Here is a 23,613-nt window from a genome sequence, read left to right on the forward strand (position 1 = left end):
AACCGAATTAAGATTCAATCGATACAACGAATTCTCACGCCAACGGTCTTGTCCTATCATGCGCTATGTCCAGCTTCGGGCTTTCCATCACGTGGCTCTCACCGGCAGCTTTTCCATGGCGGCGCGCGCCTTGCACCTCACGCAACCTGCCATCTCTGACCAGGTGCGCTGGCTGGAAGAGGAATATGACGTTGCCCTGTTTGTGCGAAAACGCCGGCAAATCGAGTTGACTCCCGCGGGCGCCCGGCTCCTTGTGACGACCCGCCGCCTCTTTGATGCCGAAGGCGAGGCGCTCGACGTCCTGCAGGAGGAACGATCGTTGCGGGCGGGCGTACTCAGGATTGCCGCCGATTCGGTCGATCATGTGCTCGACGTCCTTACCGTTTTCCGGGAGCGGTTTCCCGGTATCCAGATCAAGATCGTGGGCGGCAATTCTCACAGCATCGTGGAGGCACTGCTTGCCTATGACGTGGATATCGGCGTCCTCGGCGAACTGCTCGACGAGCGCCCGTTTGACGTTTTTCCGCTCAATGTTTCTCCCGTCGTTCTCTTCGCCGCGCGCTCTCATCCGCTTGCGACACGGGAGAGTGTCCCCCTCGAAGCGTTGAGCGCATGGCCTCTGGTCATGCGTGAGCAGGGTTCACGCACCAGGCAGATGTTCGAGAAGCTCGCTGAGGCACAAGGCGTGCCCCTGCGCTTTGCAATTGAGGCCGAAGGCCGCGAAGCCGTCCGGCGGATCGTTGCCGCCGGCTCGGGTCTTGGGATCGTTTCGGAGGCTGAATTCGACGACGATCCGCGGCTGGTAAAAATCGCGCTCGAACATCAACCCCTTTCGATGCATGAAAAGCTGATCTGCCTGAAGGATCGCCGCAACAGCAAGTCAATCCACGCGTTCTTCGCAACCGCTCGGTCTTTGACGCGCGAGGCAAGTGGCGGTCAATTTTCTTGAGGCCCGCTAGCTCGAAGTCATTTCGGACAGCCAATCCCGAAACGCCATAACCTTCGGCAGTCTTGCCTTGGGCCCTGACGTCAGGAACCAGTATGACCCGGCGGCTTGAAGCCGGACACCGAAAGGCTCCACCAGCAAGCCACTCGAAAGCTCACGCTCAACAAGTGCTGCACGGCCGAGCAGGACGCCCTTTCCCTCCACGGCTGCACGTATTGCCATGATCGATTGATCGAAGAACGACCCTGACGAGGTATCGACGCCGTTTACGCCCGCATGCGTGAACCAAGTGTCCCAATCTTCAGCATATCCGGGCACATGCAGCAGATCATGGCCATCCAGGTCCTGGGGGTCAGTGAGCGCCTCGGCATATTTGGGTCCGCAGACCGGAAATGCCTCGTCACGCAGCAGGAGCATGGCATCATGCTTCGGCCAGTTGCCCAGTCCGAAGGCGATCGTGGCGTCGACCTTGTCTTCGCCCTGGTCGAGTGCCGTCAGCCTGAGGTCGATGTCAGGGTGGCTGGCGCGAAAAAGGTCGAGCCGCGGTGCAATCCATTGACTGGCAAACGACGTGGGCACGTGCACGACGAGCATTTCGCGCGCGCCATGCCCGGCAATCCGGCGGCTGGCTTCGTCGATCGCAGCGAAAGCCCGGCCAAGCTCCTCGGCATAACGCCGGCCGCGATCCGTCAGCCTGACCCCATTGGCATGGCGGGCGAACAAGGCCTTGCCGAGCCTTCCTTCCAGCGCTCGAACGTGCTGCGACACCGCAGACGGTGTGACGTTCAGTTCAGCACCGGCTCCGGCGAAACTGCCGAGCCGCGCGGCGGCCTCGAAGGCTCGAAGCCAATTCAGCGGCAAGTGTGCGGACGCCATGTCACCCTTAATTTTTCTAATCCTTTCCCCAAGGTAATCGCGTTTGCCCTGCCTGGCAAGAACAGCTCCAATGCCCTCGGTTCAGTATACTGGAGGCATTCTTATGAACGTCCATTGGCTGCAAGCATATCGTCCCGGCTCCGGCCTGCCCGGCGCATTCTATACGGATCCCGAGGTCTTCGCCGAAGAGCAACGGCTTATATTCCGCAACAGCTGGTTCTTCGCAGGCCATTCCGTGGAGCTTACCCATTCGGGCGACTACATGACGTTCACTGCCGGTGGGGTGCCGGTCGTCGTGGTCCGTGATCGCGATGGCAGACTGCACGCACACCACAACGTCTGTCGCCATCGTGGCTCCATCATCTGTACCGGGGAGAAGGGTCGGTCGGCCCGACTGGTTTGTCCCTATCACTCGTGGACCTACGCGCATGATGGACGGCTCATCGGGGCGCCGATCATGGGTGAGGATTTCGACAAGACGATACATGGGCTGAAGAAGGTATGTGTGGAGGAGGTCGATGGGCTTGTCTTCGTCAACCTCGCCGACACACCCTCCCCTTTCCACGAACTGCGCGACCATCTGTCGCCAATCTTGAAATCACAGGGCATGGCACGGGCCAAGGTCGCTTTGATCCGCGATTATGAACTCGATGTGAATTGGAAAATCGTCGTCGAGAACAATCGCGAGTGCTATCACTGCGAGGCCAATCACCACGGGTATGTCTCCGTGCAGTACGACACGGAGAACGACAATCCCGATCTCCAGGACGAAATTGCCGAGCGGTTGGGCGAGTGTCGACTTCGCTGGGAGAAAGCCGGTCTCGACGTTGCGCGCGTCAACACCTCGTCCAACAACACAGCGGAATGGTTCCGCGCCAATCGCACGCCTGTGCGAAAGGGCATGGTCACCGAGAGCCCTGATGGGCAGGTGGTTTGCAGGGTGCTGATGGCAGGTTTTACCGATGCCGACATGGGCACCGCGCGCGCCAACACCAACATCAATTTCTGGTGCCACGCCAATTCCGACTATGCCCATACCGTGCGCATAACGCCGGTATCGCCGACGAAGACCATCGTGCGGGGTTACTGGCTCGTGGACGAAAATGCCGTCGAAGGACGCGACTACGATCCGGAAGCAATTGCCGCCTTTCATCACCAGGTGATGTCGGAAGACTGGGAAATCTGCCGCCGCCAATGGATCGGCGTCACCTCCCCCGGTTTCGAGCCCGGCCCCTATTCGCCGACCAAGGAGGCGAATGTCGATCGCTACGTTCGCTGGTACGTCAACCAGATGACCGCAACATGACGACCCGCGATTTCGATGTGGGACGATGCCGCCGATCGCAACGAACTCGTCATTGAAGTTTTTCGGTCGGCATCCTCGTTCGGTTTCCGCAAACGACATCAAAACCGTTCGTGTGACCGACGTTATCGGCCTCAATTCCCCACGTTCGACTTACCAGAAGCGGCGGCGCGCGGGCGAAGTGGAATGCTCCGCCAGCGGCAGCTCAGCCTATCGCCAGGCCTGCGTTCGGGCCAAGAGACCACGGGCGAACAGCGCGTGGATGAGCTTGGCGGCGACGTTGGTGTAGAAGATCATCATGCCCATGGCTGCCGCCGGCGCGATGTCGCCCGCATCATCCATGTTGAGCACGGCGACCGAGGCAAGCTTGGTATCGGCAGCGTAGAGGAAGACCACCGCAGAGACCGTCGTCATGGCGTTGACGAAGAGATAGATCGCGATGTTGAGGATCGCCGGCATACAGACAGGTAAAGTTACCCGGAAGAACAGCCGATGGAAGGGCTGCTTCAAGGAGGCCGCGACGGATTCGAATTCCGGATCCATCTGCTTCAGCGCCGTTAGCGCCGTCAGGTGTGCAACCGTGTAGAAATGTGTGACCGTCGAGACGACGAGGATTGTCATCGTCCCGTAGATGGCATTCAGCGGATTGGCCGGATTGTTGAAAAAGAAGATGTAGGCAAGTCCGAGCACCATGCCCGGCACGGCCATCGGCATCATCGCCAGGAAATGGAAGACGTTCCGGCCGAAGCGGAAAGCGTCCGCCTTCTCCACCATATAGGCGCCGGCGAAGACGATCACCGAACCAAACAACGCCGTCAGCAACGCAAGCTTGATCGAGTTGGCATAGGCCGTCCAGCCGCCGCCGTCCATCAGATCGAAGGCGAAATTCTTCGCGGTCAGCGTCAGGTCGTAGGGCCAGAACTTCACGACCGCTGCGATCTGGCACATGGCGATCATGCCGAGGATGAAGAAACTGACGAGGCATGCGAAGGCAAGACAGATGCCGTCCATGCGGACATTGGGCTTGGGCACATAGGGCACCGCCCGCGCCGAAAGCAGCGCCACCTGGCGCTTCTGCATATGGCGGTCCACGGCGAAGGCGAGGATGGCGGGCACCAGCAGAATGACCGAAACGACCGCACCCATCTCGAAATTCTGCTGGCCGATCACCTGCTTGTAGATATCGACGGCAAGCATGCCGTATTGACCGCCGATTACCTTGGGCAACCCGAAGTCGGTGATGACAAGCGTGAAGACGACAAATGCGGCAGAGACGATGCCAAAGCGTGCGCCTGGTAAGGTGACGGTCGTGAACGTGCGCCACTTGCTGGCCTTGAGCGATGCAGCGGCTTCGTAGTGGCGGGCATCTGCGATGGAGAGCGCGGTCAGGATAATCAGGAAGGCGTGCGGCAGGGTAAAAAACACCGAGCCAATGACGATGCCGATCGGGCCGTAGATCGAGTAGCCGAGAAGCCAATCCTTGAAGATGCCCTGATTGCCGAAGAGGTAAACGAGCGCGATTCCGGGCAAGAGCGACGGCACGAGGATCGGTATGGCGAGGATGCCGCGGAACAGACCTTTGAGCGGCATGCAACTGCGCGTCAACCCGTAGGCGAGAGCAAAGGCGATGGAGATCGTCACCACCGTACTGATCGTTGCCATCAGGACCGAGTTGTAGATCGAGCGGGCAAGTGCCGGCGTCGAAAAATAGGTCTTGAAATTGTCGAGGCCGAGAGTGCGTGCCGGCCGCAGCATAATGCGCCGGAAGGTGCCTGAATCATACTCACGCCATTCGGTGCCCTTCTCCAACGTCGAACCGGCGAGAAACGCAGCATCATCCGTGGTGCCACGAATTCGGTACTGGACAGGACTGCGGAAGCTGAAGTCCGGGAAGAACTTGGTGGCTGCGAGCCGGCCATCAGTACTGCTCGCAAGGTCACCTTCCGCCACGGCGCCAAGCTTCCTGTTGAGCGCATCCGCTGTCACGACCGGGCCCCATTTCGCGCCCGTTTCGTCGCTGACCTGGAACTCGAAAGCGGCGAGATCGAAGCGATAGGTCGACAGCGACTTCGACAGCATGACGAAAAGCGGCGCACCCAGGGCGACGATCAGGTAGAGCCCGATGACGGCCATGAGACCAAACTTGATGCGGTCGTCGCGGGACGTTTCCTGCCGCAGTCGCTTGCCGGCTAGCGGCAGGTATGGTGCTTCGAGGGCGATGTTCATCCTCAGGCACTCCTTGGAAAGAGCAGCAGACGATCGCGCGGGATTTCCACCTGGATCACCCCACCCGTCTCTATGTGCAGCCTGCGCACCGCATTGACGGAGAAGTCGGCAACCAGGGTGCGCTCGCCAAGCCGCGGCGCCGTCAGGCGCGTGCGCCAGAACATGCCCAGGAACTCCATCTCGCGTACTTCGGCATCGATAAGGTTTTGTGGCGTCGCAGGCCGGTCGACGGCATTGACGGCGTGGGCGTTGGCCCCATGCGGAATGATATCGACGGGGCGCACCACGGCTGTCGCAGTCGCGCCCACCACAAGATCCTTCGTTGAGCAATCGAAGGCCGAGTGGCCAATCTCGACCGTCCCGTCCTTCAACACCGTTGCAGGGAATTGGTTGGTTTCGCCGATGAAATCGGCAACGAAGAGGGTTTTCGGGTGGCTGTAGATTTCGGTCGGTGACCCAACCTGCTCGATGACGCCGTGGTTCATCACCACGATCCGATCCGCCATCGCCAGTGCCTCTTCCTGGTCGTGCGTTACCATGATGGTGGTAACACCGAGCTTTCGCTGCAGCGACTTGATTTCATGGCGCAGATGTACCCGAACCTTGGCGTCTAGGGCGGACAGCGGCTCGTCCAACAGAAGCAGGCCGGGCGATATCGCGATAGCACGTGCAAGCGCGATGCGCTGCTGCTGGCCGCCGGAAAGCTGGGCCGGATATTTCCTGCTCTGTTCAGACAGCCCGACCGTTGCCAGCAGCTCGGCGACGCGCGTAGCAATCTCCGCTCTCGATCGGCCGGCGTTTTCAAGACCGAAGGCGATATTCTGCTCAATGGTGAGATTGGGGAAGAGCGCATAGGACTGGAAGACAATGCCGTAGTCCCGGTTGGAGGCAGGCAGAGTCGAGATGTTGTGGCCGCCCTGCAGGATCCTGCCACTGGACTGAAGGTCGAGGCCGGCGATCGCGCGCAGGAGGGTCGTCTTGCCACAACCGGAGGGACCAAGGAAACAGATGAATTCACCCCTTGCTATGCTCAGGGATATGTCACGAAGGGCGACGAAGTCGCCATAGCTCTTCCAGAGATCGGAGATTTCCAGATAGGACGCCGCGTCTGCGGCGGTGGGGGGGATGCTCGTAGGTGTCGGTTCGATCGACAGGGCATGTCTCATCTGCAAGCTCCGCTGGCCGTCAGGCAATTTTCGAGAATGCGAAAGGCGGAGCGCGAAGCACTCCGCCCTTTGTCGATCAGAGGTCAGCTCTTCGGTTCCGACTTCGCGTCGTAACGCTTCTGCCATTCCTTCAGGATGGTGGCGCGATTGTTCGCGGCCCATTCGAAGTCGTTGTCGATCATCTTTGAAGCGATGTCGGAAGGCAGATGCTCGACCGGTTTGGCGACGCCGGGATAGGCGACCACGGCATAGCCGGCATTGTACATTTCGTTGGCTTCCTTGGTGACGGACCAGTCGACCAGGGTTTTTGCGGCTTCGAGGTTCGCCGTTCCAGCGATGATTGCCGTCGCCTCCGCTTCCCAGCCCGATCCTTCCGACGGGAAGATGATGTCGATCGGTGCGCCGGCGCTCCTGGCCTTGGCGCCAGGGAACTCGAACGAAACGCCGATCACGGCCTCGCCGGCACCTGCCATCTTGCACGGCTTCGAACCGGAATGAGTGTAGGCGGAGATGTTCTCATGCAGCTTGTCCATGAAGGACCAAGCCTTCTCCTCGCCCCACATCTGCATCCAGCCGGACACGTCGAGGAAGCCCGTGCCAGATGAGGCCGGGTTCGGCATGACGACATGCCCCTTGTACTCGGGCTTTGTCAGGTCGTCCCAGCTCTTGGGAGCCTTCAGGCCGAGCTTCTCGCCCTCGACCGTGTTGTAGCACAGGGCCGCGACATAGGCATCCATGCCGACCCAGCTCGGCGGGTTGTCCTTGTCGACGAATTTCTTGTCGAGCGCCTCGACGCCCTTCGGTTGATAGGCTTCCAGCATGCCTTCCGTCTTCAGGAGCAGCAGCGATGTCGCAGCCAGCCCCCAGACGACGTCCGCCTGCGGGTTGTCCTTTTCGGCGAGCAACTTGGCCGTCATCACGCCGGTCGAATCCCGGACCCAGTTGATCTTGATATCGGGGTGCGACTTCTCGAACGTCGCCTTGTAGCGATCGAGGTCGACAGCCTCGACGGCGGTGTAAACTGTGAGTTCTGTCTGGGCGGATGCTATGGCGGGAAGCGCCACGGACATGGCGCCGGCAAGCATAAAAAACATATGACGGTTCATGCTGAAAATCTCCTCTGGAGGCCTGGAAAAAATCCGGGAAGCATGGCTGGCAATCTGTCGCTGCCCTTGTCTTGCACGCTTCAGGAGGCATTCTGCGTGGGTCATTTCAATTAGTAAAATTTATTATTCTTATCGTTGGCAAAGTAAAACCTATGGATCTTCTGCCGCTTTATTGAGCACCCGCGGGGCAATTGACGATGAAACTACCACCGGCTGCAGCAGGCCAAGAAAAAGGGAGCTGCCGATCGGCAGCTCCCAGAAATGGTGGCCAGGCAGGGGACGCCCGGATCACCGGGGCCCAGCTTACCAGGGCAGGGAAAACGTCTTGACGTTGGTGAAGCTCTTCATGGCTTCGATCACGCCCTCCTTGTAGCCGTTGCCGGAATCCTTGATGCCGCCGAAGGGGGACATCTCGATGCGGTAGCCGGGCACTTCCCAGATGTTGACCGTCCCGACCTTGAGCCCGGCGATGTACTTCTGCATCCGGCGGAAATCGTTGGTGCAGACCCCGGACGACAGGCCGAAGGCGGTCGAGTTGGAAAATGCGATCAGCGCATCGTCATCATCAGGCGCCCGCACGATCGGAATGATCGGCGCGAAGGTTTCCTCCATCACCAGTTCGCTCGAATGCGGCACGCGATCGACCACGATCGGCGGCAGAAGGGCACCACGGCGACCGGGATCGTAAAGGATCTCCGCACCCTGCTCGGCCGCCATATGCACCCGGCGCTCGAAGGTTTCGGCAGCACGGGCATGCACGACCGTGCCCAGGTCCGTCGCACGATCCATCGGGTCGCCGAAGCGGAGTTTCTTTGCGCGCTCCAGCACCAGCGGCACGAAGCGGTCGGCGACGCTTTCCTGGCAGAGAATGCGCTTGACGGCCGTGCAGCGCTGGCCGGAGTTCTTCGTCGCACCGGCAACCGCAAGATCCGCCGCCTTTGCCAGGTCATCGTCGGAGAGGTCGTTGAGAATGATCAGGGGATCGTTGCCGCCGAGCTCGAGGATCTGGCGCTTGTAGTGCGCGTTGGCCGCGATCAGCTTGCCCACCGGCACGCTACCGGTGAAAGTGATGAGGTCGAAGTTCGGGTTGGTCATCATTTCCATCCCGATATCAGCCGGCCAGCCGGTGACCACCGACAGCATTTCCGGCGGCAATCCGGCCTCGTAGAGAATGTCGGCGAAGACGAGTGCGGTCATCGGCGTCAGTTCCGTCGGCTTCAGCACCACGCAATTGTTGGTGGCGATCGCCGGTGCCACCTTGTGCGCCACCATATTCAGCGGATGGTTGAAGGGCGTGATCGCCGAAATGGCGGTCAGCGGCTCGCGCATCGTGAAAATCTTGCGCGCCTTGCCATGCGGAGTGAGGTCGCACGAGAAAATCTCGCCGTCATCGCGAATGCACATCTGGCCCGACAGCGTCAGCACATCGAAGGCGCGGCCGACCTCGTAGAGCGAATCTTGCTTCGAGATACCGAGCTCCAGCGTGATGATGTCGGAGATTTCCTCCTTGCGGGCAACCAGCATCTCGGCCGCCTTCAAGAGGATGCGCTGGCGTTCGTATCGCGTCAGCTTCGGCTGATAGGCCGCCGCGATCTCGAAGGCCTTGCGGGCATGTTCGGCATTGCCGGCTGGAACGGTACCGATAACGGCATCGTTCCAGGGATAGTGCACCTCGATCACCCCCTCGGCATCGACCTTTTTACCGGCAATGCGCATGGGCTCGTGGCGCAGAGCGAACGTCGTTTCCACCTTGGTCATCGGCCGCTCCTCACTTTGCTGGCTGCGCTGCGGCGACCAGCGCATAATAGAAGGCGTCGAAATTGCGCAGAGAGGCAGCTGAGGTAAGCTCAGGCAACTTGCGGTTCGAAATGAAAGGCACCTGCTGCTCGGTGAGGCCTCCGTGTGAGCGCAAGGGCTCGTTCAGCGCGGCAAGGTCATGGCGATGTTCGCTGGTGCCGAGCGTCTTGTTCTCCGAGGAGATGAGCACGATATCGCCGATGCGATCATCCGGGAGTTCGAAACGGATGCAGGCCTCTGGTCGCGAAAGTACGACATCGATACCGTCGATCGCCGCAAGCCGCTCGATGATGTCTTCCTTGTCAGCGCGTTCCGGCAGATATGCGGTTGCGAACGAACCAAGTGCGCCGTGATGCACGACGTAAGGGTCGGTGATCGGCAGGATGACGCGCGCGGCATCCTTGCCGAGCCATTCGTCGAGCACGTCCTGCACATAGATGACATCGGGCGAACCGTCGGCCTTGTGCTTCGGCTTCATGCCGTGATCGGCCGTCACGATGATTGCGGCACCCAGCGCGTCGAGTTCGGTCAGGTACTTGTCGAACATCTCGTAGAACGCGTTCGCCTGGGGAACGCCGGGCGCATATTTGTGCTGCACGTAATCAGTCGTCGTCAGGTACATGACATCGGGAGAAAACTCCTTCAGCAGTTTCACGCCGGCGGCGAAGACGAATTCCGACAGTTCCGCGGAATAGACTTCCGGCACCGGACGGCCGAGCCAGACCGAGGCATTGTCAATGCCGTGCTCCGACTTGGTCGACTTGTCGGCCTTCTCGGACGAGAAGCAGATCGCCCTGCCCTCATCGAACTTGAGGCCGTGACCGAGAAGTGCGCGGAGCTTGTCCTTGGCGGTAACCACGGCGACCTTGGCTCCGGCATCATAGAAGGCCTTGAAGATGGTCGGCGCGCGCAGAAAGCGCGGATCGTTCATCATCACTTCGTTGCCGGTCTGCGGCTCATAGAGATAATTGCCGCAGATGCCGTGAATGGCCGGCGGACGGCCGGTGGCGATCGACAGGTTGTTGGGATTGGTGAAGCTCGGGATGACGCTGAGCGCCGTGCGCTCGGTGCCCGTCTGGCGCATGCGGGCAAGCGTCGGCATCAGCCCGGCCTTGATGGCTTCGTCGAGATAGGCCGGTTCGCAGCCGTCGAGGCAGATGGCAATGGCCGGGACGTTCGGCCAGGGGTAGCTGCGCCGGTTGGCGGTGACGGCGACATTGATCTTGGACATCTGGTTCATCGGGAAAATCCTATCGTTCATTCAAGCGGCGAGACGGCTGCGTTCGGCAAGCGCGACCGCCGGCGGGGCGGCACTGGCAACCCCCATTTCGGTGAGAGATGTGCGTGCGGCCTCGACCACACGGCGCATGACATGCTCGTCCATGCGGCCTATGCAGCCGACGCGGAAACTGTCGACGACCGTCAGCTTGCCGGGGTAGATGATGAAGCCCTTCTGCTTCATCAACTCGTAGAAGCGGTCGAAGGCGAAGGCCGGATCGGCCGGGCTGAAGAAGGTGACGATGATCGGCGACAGCCATCGGTCGGCAAGCAGCGTTTCGAAACCCGCCTCGCGCATGCCGGCGACCATGACGTCGCGGTTGCGGGCGTATCGGGCGCCGCGGGCAGCAACACCACCCTCCTCCCGGTGCAGCCGCAGCGCCTCCAGGAATGCGGCGACCACATGGGTCGGCGGCGTGAACCGCCACTGACCGGTCTTGTTCATGGTCTCCCACTGCGCGTGCACATCGAGGCTGAGCGAATGGCTGCGGCCCTTGGCGGCCTCCAACTCGCTTTTGCGGGCTATGACGAAGCCGAAGCCGGGCACGCCTTCGATGCATTTGTTGGCCGACGAAACGATTGCCTCGTAGCGCAGATCGGCGACGCCGGCCGGTACGGCGCCGAAGGCGCTCATCGAGTCGACCAGCAACTTGCGACCACTGGCATAGACGACGTCGGAGATTTCCTTCAGTGGATTGAGGATGCCGGAGCTGGTCTCGCAATGCACGACGATGACGTGGGTGATATCAGGATCCGCATTGAGTGCCGCGGCGACCTCAGGCCCGCGCGGCGGCATGTAATCGCCTTTGTCGATCGTCACATGGTCGCGGCCGAGATAGGTAAGTGTCTGGGCGATACGATTGCCATAGGCGCCGTTGATCAGCACCAGCACCTTGCCGTCGCGCGGAACGAAGCTGCCGAGCATTGCTTCTACCGAGAACGAACCGCTGCCCTGTATCGGAACGCAGTCGAACTCACCCTTGGTGTCGCCGGCGATGTCGAGAAGCTGGCGGCGCAGTTCCGCCGTCATCGCGCGAAAGTCTCCGTCCCATGAGCCCCAGTCGCGGAGCATCGCCTCCTTGACTTCGTAGGCCGTCGTCAGCGGGCCGGGGGTGAGCAGATAGGGCTCGCCCAGTCTCGGCGTTTCCAGCGGTGCGATGGTTCTGTCAGAAGCGGTGTTTGGCATTGTCCGTCCTCACGTTGGCGTCTCCGGGGATGACAATGCGGCGGGTTGATATATATGTAAAATCGTTCTTTTGTATGAATCTATCGATTCTGCTTATGCAACTACGCAGCCGGGACGAGACGGCTTTCGAGCAAGTCCCCGGTCTCGCGAAGGCGCGGATAGGCCATGGTCGTGACCAGCGAATTGAGTTCCTTCAGCGCGCGCACGATCTCCAGATGCATGTCGCTCGACTGGATGCTGGCGGATATTCCCTGCCTGAGCCGCTCGAGGTGGCTCTGGCTGCTTTCCTGCACCAGCCGGCGGACATGCTCCTTCTGGCGCACCATCTCGCGGGCAATTACCGGTTCAGGTGAAACCAGCAGACTGGCGGCAAGCTTCACATTCGAAAACACGGCCACGTGCAGCGCCATCAGTTCGTGCCAGCCCGCTGGCGAAAAGGCTCCGGCGCCTTCGAGCCTCTCCTCTGCCATGCGCAGCAGGCTCTTCGACACGACGTCGCCGGCATATTCCAGATGAATGGCCGCCTCGGTGAGCTCGATGCCGCGCCGGGACTGCTCGTCCGTCAGGATGCCGCGGTTGACGGCGGCGATGAAGAGCTTGATCTCGCTATGGGCGCGATGGATGTCACCATCAATGCGCCGCAGCGCATCGACGGTCTCGGGCGTTGGCGAAGCGATCACGTCCATGACCGGTTCGAGCATGCGTGTAATCAGGTTTCCCATATGCAGCACTTCCCGTGCGGCGGCGGCCAATGCCTGAGCAGGCTTTTCGACCAGAGACTGGTCCAGCGCGCTGACATGCGCCAGGAGGCCGGCGTCCTTTTCCGCGACGTCTTTCGGGGTGAGCAGACGAATGAAGCGCGCCATCAGGCCACACGAAACGAGACCGAGAAGTACCAACGCTGCATTGAACAGCACATGCAGATTGACGAGCTTGGCAGCGACCGTCGCACCGGGCAGCCACGCAAAAGACACCTGCAGGGAAAACAGCGCGAAGACCGTGGCACTGAACAGCGCCCGAAAAATGAGATTGCCGAGCGGCAGCCGCCTGCCCTCCACCGGCAGTCCGCGCGTCAGCCACAGAGCGATCAGCCCGCCGCCGAGATTGACGCCAAGAACGAGCGGGATGCCGACGTCGAGCGGCAGCAGCCCCTTAGCCGCAAAGGTCAGGATCAACAGGATTGCGGCGACGCTGGAATGCAGGCCCCAGGTGAAAAGCGCAGCGACGATCATCACCGTCAGCGCGTCCTTGCTCAGCATCTCGATCGCTGCCGGCAACAGTGGACTTTGGCCGAGCGGAAGCGTCGCGTGACCGATCATCTGCAGCGACAGGAGCAACAGGCCGATGCCGAGAACCGCACGCCCGGCCTCGACTGGCTTTCGAGCCCGCGCCTTGAGATGCAGGAGACCGCCGCCGGTAATCATGAGCGGCGCCAGCCAGTGCAGATCGAAACTCAGGATTTTCACGACGAGCGCCGAGCCGAGGTCGGCGCCGAGCAGGACCGCGAGGCCAACGTCCAGTGCCAACGCGCCGCTGACGGCAAAGCCGGCGGCGAGCATTGCGACCGCCGTCGAACTCTGGAGGGCAACTGCGATCAGACAGCCGTAGGCTGCCGCGCGTGGCCTGCCGCCGGCACCTCCGACGGCGCGGGTGACGACATCGCCACAGGCGGCCTCGACACCCTTCTTGACCAGACTGACGGCGTAAAGCAGCAGGACTGTTGCAGCGGCGAGTTCGAGGGCGACGGCCGAAAGGTTCATAGGCGCGCTCCGGAAAGGTTTGGCTCCGGAAACTATCTTTTGCCCCTTTACATAAATCAAATCGTTCGTTCTGATGGTTCCATCGACAGAATTTATCTTTGGGGGATGTTACCGTGCGCTATGTCCAGCTCCGTGCCTTCCACAATGTGGCCATCCACGGCGGCTTCTCGCGGGCAGCCGAGGCCCTGTTTCTGACCCAGCCGGCGGTCTCCGACCAGGTGCGCAAGCTGGAGGAAGAGTATGACGTTCTGCTCTTCAATCGGAACAAGAAGCAGGTGACGCTGACGCATGCCGGCCAACAGCTTCTGGAAGTCACGCGCCGCATGTTCGACGTCGAACAGCAGGCGCTCGATCTTCTTTCGGAATCACGCGCATTGAGAGCCGGAAAACTTCGGATCGTCGCCGACGCCGCGCACCATCTGCTGCACATTCTGGCTGCCTTCCGGCGCGCCTACCCGACGGTTCAGGTGTCGATTGACGCCGGCAACACCGAGACGGTCATTACCAGTCTGCACGCCTATGAGGCCGATATCGGTGTGCTCGGTGAAATCCCTCAGGTCGGCGACTTCGACGTTCTCAAGCTCAATTCCACACCGATCGTCGCCTTCGCAAGCCGCGACTATCCTCTTGCAGCAGGCGAGAGCATCACCTTCGCGGAACTGGCAAATCACCCGCTCGTCATGCGCGAACGCGGCTCGAAGACCCGCCAGAAGCTCGAGGCGATGGCCGAACAATGCGGCGTGACGCTCACGCCGCTAATCGAGGCCGAGGGGCGAGAAGCGGTGCGCGAGATCGTCGCCGCCGGCGGCGGTATCGGCTTTGTCTCGTCCGCCGAGTTCGGCCAGGACAACCGTCTCGTGCCAATCAGGATCGATGCCCCGGAAATGCTGATGGATGAGGCGCTCATCTGTCTGCGCGAACGCAGCAACGGCAAGCTTGTCCATGCGTTCTACGAAATAGCGCGCAAACTCACTCAAAGCGGAGGAGAAGGAAAAGTCTCTTGAATCGCGACATGGGCAAGGACCTGGTCACCGGCCAGACTATGGTTGACCACCCCGACACCCTTGATCGGCTTCAACGGCCCGCAGGTCAGCGGCGATGCCAGCCCTCAGCTTGCTCAACTGGAAATGACCTGTTATGACCAGTTGAGCAAGAACCCTCTCTGGGAAGGTAAGCGATGTCATTTCAGCCGAGCGAAGTAACGTCAGCAATGATAGATGCGGCGCGTGCTGGTGGCGCCACGGCCCTGGAATACTATGCCGCGACCGAGACGATCGGCATGGTCGAGAAGGCCCCCCGTGACTATCAGCTGGCAGCAGACATTGCGACGGAACGAACAATTGTCGCCCTGCTCAAAGAGAAATGCCCGGATGCAGGCATTGTCGGCGAGGAAAAGACGAGCGACACGGCAGGTTCCGGCCGGCGGACATTCATCATTGACCCAATCGACGGGACGTCGAACTTCGCGTTTCATATTCCATTTTTCGCGCAGGTCATTTCGCATGTGGAAGACGGTCGGGTAATGGCAGGCGTCGTCTTCGACCCCGTCCGTGACGAGATGTTTGTCGCGGAAGCTGGCCGAGGCGCATACCTGAACGGCAAGCGGCTCCCTGCTTGTGGCGACGTTGCGCCAGAACGGTCCGTGGTCGGCGTCGGACTTCCCATCCCTGGACAGATCCAGGGTGTTTCGGTGGAGCGCTATCACACCGCCTTGCGTGCGGTGATCGATCGGGCGGCCGTCACCAGGCGGCTTGGCTCCGCGGCGCTTTCTGTCGCCTATGTCGCGGCCGGACGGCATCACGCCTGTTTCGAAGATGGGCTAGATACGCTCGACTACCTTGCTTCAGCGCTGCTGGTAAGAGAGTGCGGAGGGGTGGTCACGGACTTCCAGGGAAACGAGCAGAATGGCAATGGCGCAGTTCTCGCGAGCGTCCCGGCCCTTCAGCCTTGGCTGCTCAGCCTCTTTGCGGAATGACCCGGCTTAGCAGGCGCTCAAGAACGAGCGGCTCGTCCGTTGTGATTTGATCAACGCCGACTTGGACCAGACGGCCCAACGTCTCCTCGACCCCGCTGTGGTCGGAATTCAAGGTGTAGGCGTCGACCTTCATGCCGGCCGATTGAAAGATCGAAACGACGTTCACGCCGGCATCAAGCCCAGCCAGTATGATGGGGTATTCCAGATAGACATAGGCGGCGAATGGGACCATGCGGACAGCGTCGCGCGCGAAAGCCTCGAACGCTCCGCTTCGTTGCAGCTGTGTCAGCGTATCGTCACGGCAAGGGTCATAGCCGATCTTGAGCCCCGAGAGGCCAGCCCCGAGGCTGAGAAGCCCTGCCGGATCATCTCCCGAAAGGATGAAGCGGCTAGCGCAGGCCGCGAGACAATCGTGAAACCGCCGACGATGATCTGCCGAAAGTGTTGCTATGTCGTCCTTGAAGTCCAGCTGCATCAATGCGCCCGGATGAACCGCCTCGCCACTCATCGCGGCGGCAAGATCACCAAGAAGTATGGGCCGCACGTCTGCCAGCCGACCATCATCGTTGCGCATCAGTATTGATCCGACGTCCGACGACGTGAAGTCGCGCACCGGACCGGCGGCATTGGTTTCGCGATCGAACGTCTCATCGTGCAGACAGACGAAATCGCCGTCACACAAGGCACGCAGATCCACTTCCATCGATGCGCCGCTCACGGCACCCTGCAACATGCTGGCCCGGCCGAATGCGCAATCGGTCCGGACCTGGCGCAAACGGTGCCACTTGAGAGCGGGCCGAAAGCTCATCTCAGGACTGAGACCGAACGGAAGACGTCGTGCCCGTCCTTGAAGACGGAGAAATGAACAGGATCGAGGAATATATCCTGACCCGGTTCGAGTACCGTTTCGGTGTCGGCATGTATCTTCACGCGGTTGATGCCGTCGGTTGTCGCCTCGACGGTGCGGTACGCTCCGAAATGCACGATGCGGGTAATCTTTGCCGATGCCGAAACATCTCCGCGCCGGGCAGCGATCGCCAGCTTCTCCGGCCGAACCGCAAGTGTCGCCGCCCCATCCGGCAACGGAACGCTGACTTTGAAGCCGGCGGCATCCATTACGCCCGACGAAACGTGACCGTCGATCATGTTCATCGCGCCGATGAAGCCGGCAACAAACTTGTCCTGCGGCTGCGCATAGATATCGGCCGGCCCGCCCACCTGATTGATCTTGCCAACCGACATCACAACGACCCGGTCCGCTATCGCAAGCGCCTCGTCCTGCCCGTGGGTTACGAAGACGGTGGTGATCCCAAGCTCGCGCTGAATATTGCGCACTTCCTCGCGCAAACGCTCCCTGAGATGTTGATCAAGGCTGGCGAACGGCTCGTCCATGAGCAGGATTTTCGGCTCCAGAACGATGCATCGCGCGATGGCAACGCGTTGCTGCTGACCGCCCGAAAGGCGCAGCGGGCTGCGCTTGCCGTAACCTGTGAGACCGACCAGATCGAGCGCCGCATCCACCTTGCGGGCGATTTCCGCCCGGCTCAATTTTCTGAGCTTTAGCCCGAAAGCGATGTTCTCGAAAACATTCATATGCGTCCAGAGCGCATGGCTTTGAAAAACCATCGCCGTCGGGCGGTTTTCCGGTGCACTCGCGGTCACGTCGACACCATCGATGAGGACGCTGCCTGCCGTCGGCTTTTCAAAGCCGCCCATGATCCGCAGGAGCGTCGACTTGCCCGATCCCGACGGCCCGAGCAGGCAGACCAGTTCACCCGATGCGATTTCGAGCGAGATGTCGCTGACGGCTGCCATGTTGCCGTAGCGCTTCTCGATACCCTTCAGTTCCAATTTCGCCATTTCAACAGAACTCCGACAACACGCGTGCGTGCGGCGTCATGCGCCAAACCCTTTTGCAAACTGGTTCGACGCCAGCACCCGGCGCGCGAACAACAATGCGATGAATGACGGCACCCAGAGCAGAACGGACAGGACCGCTCCGTATTGCACTACGATCTGCCCGGTGATCATCTGCAACATCACCATCGGCATCGTGCGCAGTTTGGGTGCCCCGACCAGCCATGCGCCTTCCGTCTCGTAGAAAGTCGAAACGAATGTGAGCAGCATTGCGGCCCCGATAGCAGGTGCTGCCTGAGGGATGGTGATGCGAATGAATGTTCGCACTGGCCCGGCCCCCACGTCGCGGGCGGCCTCCTCCAGTCGGCGGTCGACGCCGCGAAACGCCGCTGACGGCAGCCAGATCATGATCAGCATCGTGTTCAGCAACTGCACGAGGACGATACCCCAGAACGTGCCCACAAGGCGCAGACTCAGGAACAGCGTCGCGATCATCACGATCAGCCCGAACCGCGGAAACGCGTTGATGGCGAGGAACGACATCATGAAGGTCCGGCGCCCGACGAACTCCATACGGGCAAAGGCATAGGCCGCCGGCAGACAGATCACTGCCGATAGCAATGTCACCGTGACCGAGAGCGCAAGCGACAGGCGCAAGGCTGAGAGAACATCGGCGCGCGCCAATGTCGTGTGCCAGTATTTCAGGCCCCACTCGGTCGGAAGCAGGGCCGGATAGGTCCACTTCTCGGCGAAAGCCCAGAGAAACACCGTCGCGATGGGCATCACCACATAGGCGATCAGGACGAGCATGATGATGCTGCCCACGATCGTGCTGGCGCGGATCTTCATACGTCCTGCTTTCTCGTCAGCATGACGACATAGAGGATGCCAAAGACAGAGCAGGTCAGGAAGGTGATCACGGCCTGCGCTGCGGCAAAATCGGGCTGACGGACTTCCGAAAATGTCCTCAGCATATAGGGGCCCATCATCTCCGGAGATGCCGGTCCCAACATGTAGGGGATGACGAACGAGCCGAAGAGGCTGATGACGTTCAAGGCCATAACGACCAGAAGCGACTCGACCATCAGCGGCAGGATGATGCGATGGAATATGACGACATAGCCGGCCCCGACATCGCGGGCAGCCTCGATGGCTTCCTGTGATACCTTCGCCATGCCCGCAGTCAGGATGAGCAAGGTCAGGGGCATGTGATCCCAAACCAGACCGATCACCGGGCCCCACGGGGTCAGATACGGCGAACTGTAGGAATTGAACCCGACGACTTCCAGCAGTGACTGAAGCAGGCCGTTCGGGCCGATATATCGAATGAGCGCATAGGCGACGATGATCCCGGGCACAAACATGGGAAAAAGTGCCAAGGCCTGAACGACGGCGGCCAGGCGGCTGCGGGTGAAATGCAGATAGATGGCAATCGGCAGGCAAATGGCGATCAGCAGGATCAGCGTCACCACCGTCGTCCACACGGTGCGAACGTAGTTGGCGACACTGTAGGGATCGGTGAAGAACCGATGATATCGAGCAAGGCTCCAGGAGACGGAGCCATCGGCTGCGGTCTCCTGGAGCGTTTGCACGATCGATACGCCGGCGGGATAAAGCAGCAGGCAGACCATGACTGCAAGCGGCGGGCCGATGAGCAGCAGCCCTTTCAGGTTTCGTGTAGAGGTGCCTTCGCTTCCCAAACCAGCGCTCCGATCTCTTAGTTACGCGCGATCGCGGGCGCGACGTTGCGATACCAGCCGTCATTGACGGCTGCTTCCCACTCGCCGTCCGGGAAGGCCGGGATCGACTTCGGGATGATGTCGGCATTTGCGGTGCGGATCTCGTCCGAAAGATAGGACCATTCGATCGACGGGAACCCGGCGATCTGATCGACGATCTGTTCCTGGACAGCCGGAGAAATGAGGACGTTTGCGAGTTTGGTCGCAGCCTCGATGTTCGTGGCATTGGTCGGGATGGTGCAATAGGCAAACCCGCCGACGAATGCCAGGTCCTGCAACTGCGCCAGCTTGATGTGAGAAGGCAACTCGCCCGATTTCAGGCCGGACAGCGCTTGGTCGGACCAGGTCGGTACCATCGACACGACGCCCGAGACGAGCAACTGAAGTGACGGCGTGTTGCCTGCCGTATAGGACCCACCCTGGTAGAGCGAAGGGGCGAGATCCTTCAGGATCTCCCAGGCGGGCGGCAACATCGCGTCTGCCTTTTCCTTGCTGAAATTTGCAGCCGTGAATGCGGACGGGTCCTGACCGTTGGCCTCGTGGATCGCGCGCCGTACGAAATTGCCGCCGGATCCGCCCTTGTCGGGGCGATTGTAGATGAACTGGCCGGGCGTGGCCTTGATCCAGGCGGTCAATTCCGCCCACGTCTTCGGGGGCGTCTGCACCTTGTTGGAATCGTAGGCCAGAACCACCTGCGAGCCACGGTATGGAAGGCCGAAATTGGTATCGATCGCCAGCTTGTTGAGCTTTGCGTAGTTGCTCATCGATGCCTTTGAAAAATCGACCCAAAGACCGGCATCGATCGCGCCGACGGTGTTGCGCGGATTGAAGGCTTCCATCACATCGACCTGTGGATCGCGCTTCGTCTTCAGCGCGGCAAGCGCGCGATCGGCCAGGGCCATCATGCCCGAATTGCCGTCAGACACTGTCACGTTGACAACGAGGTCCGGGAGTTCCTGCTGCAGGGCCGGAACGACCACATTGGACCAGAAGTCCGCCACGTTCTGATCGCTCCCCACGATCACTTCGACCGCTCCGTCAGCGCTGAAGGCCAGCCTGGGACTGATGGCAATTGCCGCAGCAGCTGCCGCTGCGGATGCAAGGAATTCCCGACGTTTCATATGCATGCTCCCACGTTGCGTTTGATGTGTCGTTCTTTACCAGGTGGCTTCTGCCATGCTTTGAAGAAGCTCACTTTCTCGGGGCAGCGCCTTGCCGCCATGTGCCGTCACCGAGGCCGAGCCACAGGCAACGGCGGCTCGAAGCGCCTTCGCCATCGGCCAGCCCTGCAACAGGCCGTAGATGAAGCCGGCGTTGAAACTGTCGCCGGCACCGGTCGTATCGACGACTTCGACTTGCGGCGCGCCGATTTCGATGACCTGGCCGGCATGGAGTGCTGCGGCGCCGCGTGCGCCGCGCTTGATCACAACTGTCGGGCAGTATCCGGCAATGGCCAGCAGCGCCCCATCATGGCTCGCGCTGCCTGTCAGCCGCGTTGCCTCCGTCTCATTGCAGATGAAGCAATCGGTGTGGCGCAGAATGTCAGCGAGATTGCCTTCAGCGATATCCTCGTCGACATGCTGGCAATCCAGACAGCAAAAGATACCCATGGAGCGGGCGAAGGCGAACAGATCGGCCAAATCGTTCCGGCAGGTGAGCCCTTGCACGATGAGGACCCGCGGCCCGAGCCGTTCGATTTCGGCTTTGGACGGAAGCGTCTCTTCCCCTTGGAAGTGACTGATGAATCCCCGGTCCTGTGCCATGGAGAATGCGACGCTCAGGCGGATTCGGGCCTGTGCGCGCCGTTGGAACAGGGACACGTCGATCGCGTCGCGCGTTGCCGCTGCGATCATCAACTGGCTGAAGAGATCTGTTCCGGTCTCGCACCACCAGCCGGCTTTCACGTCGAGCAAGGAGAACGCACGAGCCGTCGTGTAACTGGCGCCTGGGACGGCATCGAAGTCCTTCGACCATACATCGGCGCCGAGCCTTGGCACGTCGCCGAGGCCGGAAAAAATCAGGTCGTAATAGTACTCTCCAGCCAGCACCACATCGTACGGAGCGGCCCTGCCCTGTCTTGAAAGGATCAACGCCATTCTCCGGCAAAAGGTTGATGGGCGGTGATGTATTGCTCGACCAATGGCTCCGCGCGCGAGTAGGACAACACAAGCGGATGCGCGACCAGAGCCTCGACGGCCAGATCCTTCCGCCGCTCTGCAATCGCCCTGACAGCGAGCCGTTCATAACGCTTGATGTTGTGCACGAGTTGCGCCTGTGCCTCCGGCATCGCCCCAATCTTTTTCGCCTTGATGCCGTCGCGGCCGACGACGCAGCTGACTTCGACGACGTCATCGGGCCTAAGGCCGTCGATAGCCTCACCGTTGCGCACGTTCAATCCGATATGGCACTCGGCACCCGATTCCATCGCATCGATGATGTTGAGCGCAACACCGGCATAGCCCTCGCCGACACCGTCAGCGGCATGCGCACTGACCGCGCGGATTGCCCTGTCGGCATCTTCCATGCTCGGCGCTTCGGGCCGTGCGTAATGCATGTAGGTTGCCTCGCGGCGCTGTTCGTAGGCGAAGTAGGCAGCCAGGGCAGCATCCGCATCGCGCTCGACGCCGATGTCGGATAGTTCCGCGATCAAGGTTCGATTGAGGTCGCGCACTTCTTCACCACGGGTGCGCGCATCGGCTTGGATGTCGCCAAGCGCCTTCTCGGCATAGTAGAAGTAGTAGAGATATTCGTTGAGCCAGAGCCGATGCCGCCGGATGATCGCCGGATCGAAAATGCGCTGGGCCGTTTCGGCAAGAAAGGCATCGTCATCCAGCAGTCCTTGCAGGACCTCCTGCCCTCCGACGACTGCTGACCGGGTGAACGACAGGTGATTGAGGCCGAAGACTTCGGTCTGCACGTCCCTGACGGCAACGCCGAGCTTTTGTGCCACCGCTTCCTGGGCAGCATTGGCGCCGTCGCAGATGCCGACGACACGATCGAAGCCTGCGTCGCTCAGCGCCTGTGCCACCAGACCCGCGGGGTTGGTGAAGTTGAAGAGCCAGGCATCCGGGCTGACCTCTTTCAGCAGCTGAGCATATTCAGTGATGACGGGAATGCTGCGCAACGCCATGGCAAAACCGCCAGGTCCGGTGGTCTCCTGGCCGAGAACGCCGTGCGACAAGGCAATCCGCTCGTCCTTGACACGCCCATCCTCGCCGCCGGGTCGAACAGTGGTGACGACGTAGCGCGCGCCCTCAAGGGCTTTCTCGGCAGTTACGGTGGCGGAAATGCGGACGGGCGACTGCATCCTCAGAGCAATCTCGCGGGCAAGCCCGCCGAAGATTTCGAGTTTCGATTGATCGACGTCATGCAGGCAGATTTCGGCAAGCCCGCTGCGTTCGGCCCTGCGAAGAGCCGAAGCTACGAATAGGGGCGCTCTTACGCCGCCGCCGCCAATCAGAGTGAGCTTCATCGGATACCTCGGTTGTCTAATAACGCCAGTCGTAACTGGTCATATCCAGACATGTCAAGATAGGCCGTTGCCTTGCTGCCATATTTCGTGCAGCACTAGAATCGTCACAAACGGTACGGAAAAGATGCCCGCAAAGAAGCCGACAGTTCGAAGCAATCCGTTGGCGGAACGCGCCCGGCTGAAGCCACTCGATCGCGATGACCAGCAGCCTCTCTACAGGCAGGTCAAGCAGAACATCCTGGATCTGACGCGAGACGGCACCATCCCCGCCCATTCCAAACTTCCCTCCGAGCGCGAGCTGGTACAGGCCTATGATGTCAGCCGGATTACAATCAGGCAGGCACTTGTTGAACTCGTCCAGGAGGGCCATCTGCAAAGCCAGCCGGGCAAGGGCTTCTACGTCGCCGAGAAAAGCGAACCGTTCGAGTTGCATTTGCTGACGAGCTTTACTGCCAACGCGATCGCCAAGGGCATGGTGCCAGGCAGCCGCCTGCTGGAAGCCAAGATCTATGCTGCTCCGCCGGAGATTTCGCGCGCGCTCTACCTGCCAGAAGCCGCTGACGTGGTGTTGTTGAAACGCCTTCGCACGCTCGACGGCGTGCCGGTAGTGATACAGTATGACTGGCTGCAGCCGGCCGCTTGCCCGGGACTGCTGGATCTGGACTGGTCGACTGGAAACCGTTCGCTCTACGCTGAATTGCGCGAGCGCTACGGCCTGCGCCCGGTGCGTGGACAGACAACGATCAGCGCGCGCTATCCCGACGAAGACGAAGTCACCTTGCTCAAGCTGGAGCAGAAAACCGCTGTACTGACATTGGATCAGATCGCATTCTCAGCCGAAAATCGCCCTATCAACATATCAACCTCCGTGCACCATCCCAAGCGCTACCCCTTGAGCATTCAGCAAGGCGAATAGGCCACAGAGC

The 23,613-nt window shown here is 60.7% G+C and carries 20 protein-coding genes; 5 read left to right on the forward strand and 15 right to left on the reverse strand.

The genetic code is table 11. The annotated features are described in order from the left end of the window. Nucleotides 1-58: 58 nt before the first annotated feature. On the forward strand, nt 59-949 hold the full coding sequence (locus tag AC07UR_RS27070; protein ID WP_209789862.1) for a LysR substrate-binding domain-containing protein: 891 nt from the start codon (nt 59-61) through the stop codon (nt 947-949). Between the two features lie 6 nt (nt 950-955). Here AC07UR_RS27070 and AC07UR_RS27075 read toward each other — a convergent pair whose 3' ends face one another. Continuing rightward, a complete protein-coding gene (locus AC07UR_RS27075; RefSeq protein ID WP_209789863.1) occupies nt 956-1,822 on the reverse strand; it encodes a LysR substrate-binding domain-containing protein in 867 nt (288 codons plus the stop codon). A gap of 103 nt (nt 1,823-1,925) precedes the next feature. Between AC07UR_RS27075 and AC07UR_RS27080 the strand changes: the two genes are divergently transcribed. Then, a complete protein-coding gene (locus AC07UR_RS27080) occupies nt 1,926-3,128 on the forward strand; it encodes an aromatic ring-hydroxylating oxygenase subunit alpha (protein WP_209789864.1) in 1,203 nt (400 codons plus the stop codon). Between the two features lie 207 nt (nt 3,129-3,335). On the opposite strand, the gene AC07UR_RS27085 is transcribed toward AC07UR_RS27080, so the two are convergent. The 7 genes from AC07UR_RS27085 to AC07UR_RS27115 all read right to left on the reverse strand — a co-directional run bounded on the left by AC07UR_RS27085 (nt 3,336) and on the right by AC07UR_RS27115 (nt 13,644). Continuing rightward, nucleotides 3,336-5,351: a putative 2-aminoethylphosphonate ABC transporter permease subunit gene (locus AC07UR_RS27085; protein WP_209789865.1), complete on the reverse strand. Its 2,016-nt coding sequence runs from the start codon at nt 5,349-5,351 to the stop codon at nt 3,336-3,338. A gap of 2 nt (nt 5,352-5,353) precedes the next feature. Beyond that, entirely contained in the window at nt 5,354-6,517 is a 1,164-nt protein-coding gene (locus AC07UR_RS27090; protein WP_209789866.1) for a putative 2-aminoethylphosphonate ABC transporter ATP-binding protein, read from the reverse strand. Between the two features lie 83 nt (nt 6,518-6,600). Beyond that, nucleotides 6,601-7,623 (reverse strand): putative 2-aminoethylphosphonate ABC transporter substrate-binding protein, encoded by a 1,023-nt coding sequence (locus tag AC07UR_RS27095; protein WP_173422049.1) that lies wholly within the window; start codon nt 7,621-7,623, stop codon nt 6,601-6,603. Nucleotides 7,624-7,926: 303 nt separating this feature from the next. Beyond that, a complete protein-coding gene (phnY, locus tag AC07UR_RS27100; protein WP_209789867.1) occupies nt 7,927-9,381 on the reverse strand; it encodes a phosphonoacetaldehyde dehydrogenase in 1,455 nt (484 codons plus the stop codon). A 10-nt stretch (nt 9,382-9,391) separates the two neighbouring features. Further along, nucleotides 9,392-10,660: a phosphonoacetate hydrolase gene (phnA, locus tag AC07UR_RS27105; protein ID WP_209789868.1), complete on the reverse strand. Its 1,269-nt coding sequence runs from the start codon at nt 10,658-10,660 to the stop codon at nt 9,392-9,394. Nucleotides 10,661-10,681: 21 nt separating this feature from the next. After that, nucleotides 10,682-11,884, reverse strand: a complete 1,203-nt coding sequence (locus AC07UR_RS27110) for a 2-aminoethylphosphonate--pyruvate transaminase (RefSeq protein WP_209789869.1) — start codon at nt 11,882-11,884, stop codon at nt 10,682-10,684. Between the two features lie 101 nt (nt 11,885-11,985). After that, complete coding sequence (locus tag AC07UR_RS27115) at nt 11,986-13,644, reverse strand: Na/Pi cotransporter family protein (RefSeq protein WP_209789870.1); 1,659 nt, start codon at nt 13,642-13,644, stop codon at nt 11,986-11,988. Between the two features lie 113 nt (nt 13,645-13,757). Here AC07UR_RS27115 and AC07UR_RS27120 point away from each other — a divergent pair, with 113 nt between their 5' ends. Together AC07UR_RS27120 and AC07UR_RS27125 are read left to right on the forward strand one after the other, a co-directional pair. After that, nucleotides 13,758-14,648 carry a LysR substrate-binding domain-containing protein gene (locus AC07UR_RS27120; protein WP_209789871.1) on the forward strand — a complete coding sequence of 297 codons (891 nt, stop codon included), beginning with the start codon at nt 13,758-13,760 and terminating at the stop codon, nt 14,646-14,648. 173 nt (nt 14,649-14,821) lie between these two features. Next, nucleotides 14,822-15,619 (forward strand): inositol monophosphatase family protein, encoded by a 798-nt coding sequence (locus tag AC07UR_RS27125; protein ID WP_209789872.1) that lies wholly within the window; start codon nt 14,822-14,824, stop codon nt 15,617-15,619. On the opposite strand, the gene AC07UR_RS27130 is transcribed toward AC07UR_RS27125, so the two are convergent. The 7 genes from AC07UR_RS27130 to AC07UR_RS27160 all read right to left on the reverse strand — a co-directional run bounded on the left by AC07UR_RS27130 (nt 15,600) and on the right by AC07UR_RS27160 (nt 22,687). Then, nucleotides 15,600-16,337 carry a glycerophosphodiester phosphodiesterase gene (locus AC07UR_RS27130; protein WP_494700214.1) on the reverse strand — a complete coding sequence of 246 codons (738 nt, stop codon included), beginning with the start codon at nt 16,335-16,337 and terminating at the stop codon, nt 15,600-15,602. The genes AC07UR_RS27125 and AC07UR_RS27130 overlap by 20 nt on opposite strands. An 86-nt stretch (nt 16,338-16,423) precedes the next feature. Beyond that, entirely contained in the window at nt 16,424-17,479 is a 1,056-nt protein-coding gene (locus AC07UR_RS27135) for an ABC transporter ATP-binding protein (protein ID WP_209789874.1), read from the reverse strand. A 36-nt stretch (nt 17,480-17,515) separates the two neighbouring features. Then, the gene (locus tag AC07UR_RS27140; RefSeq protein WP_412728352.1) at nt 17,516-18,286 is read right to left on the reverse strand and encodes an ABC transporter permease; all 771 of its coding nucleotides are present in this window, start codon (nt 18,284-18,286) and stop codon (nt 17,516-17,518) included. A gap of 35 nt (nt 18,287-18,321) precedes the next feature. After that, complete coding sequence (locus AC07UR_RS27145; RefSeq protein ID WP_234902957.1) at nt 18,322-19,176, reverse strand: ABC transporter permease; 855 nt, start codon at nt 19,174-19,176, stop codon at nt 18,322-18,324. Between the two features lie 17 nt (nt 19,177-19,193). Continuing rightward, complete coding sequence (locus tag AC07UR_RS27150) at nt 19,194-20,336, reverse strand: extracellular solute-binding protein (RefSeq protein WP_209789875.1); 1,143 nt, start codon at nt 20,334-20,336, stop codon at nt 19,194-19,196. Nucleotides 20,337-20,372: 36 nt separating this feature from the next. Continuing rightward, the gene (locus tag AC07UR_RS27155) at nt 20,373-21,305 is read right to left on the reverse strand and encodes a carbohydrate kinase family protein (RefSeq protein WP_209789876.1); all 933 of its coding nucleotides are present in this window, start codon (nt 21,303-21,305) and stop codon (nt 20,373-20,375) included. Beyond that, nucleotides 21,302-22,687 carry a family 4 glycosyl hydrolase gene (locus tag AC07UR_RS27160; protein ID WP_209789877.1) on the reverse strand — a complete coding sequence of 462 codons (1,386 nt, stop codon included), beginning with the start codon at nt 22,685-22,687 and terminating at the stop codon, nt 21,302-21,304. Before AC07UR_RS27160 ends, AC07UR_RS27155 begins: the two co-directional genes overlap by 4 nt. Nucleotides 22,688-22,847: 160 nt before the next feature. Here AC07UR_RS27160 and AC07UR_RS27165 point away from each other — a divergent pair, with 160 nt between their 5' ends. Continuing rightward, the gene (locus AC07UR_RS27165) at nt 22,848-23,603 is read left to right on the forward strand and encodes a GntR family transcriptional regulator (protein ID WP_234941755.1); all 756 of its coding nucleotides are present in this window, start codon (nt 22,848-22,850) and stop codon (nt 23,601-23,603) included. The last annotated feature ends 10 nt before the right edge of the window (nt 23,604-23,613 follow it).

This window comes from Ensifer sp. GW821-FHT05G01 (genome assembly GCF_059419585.1).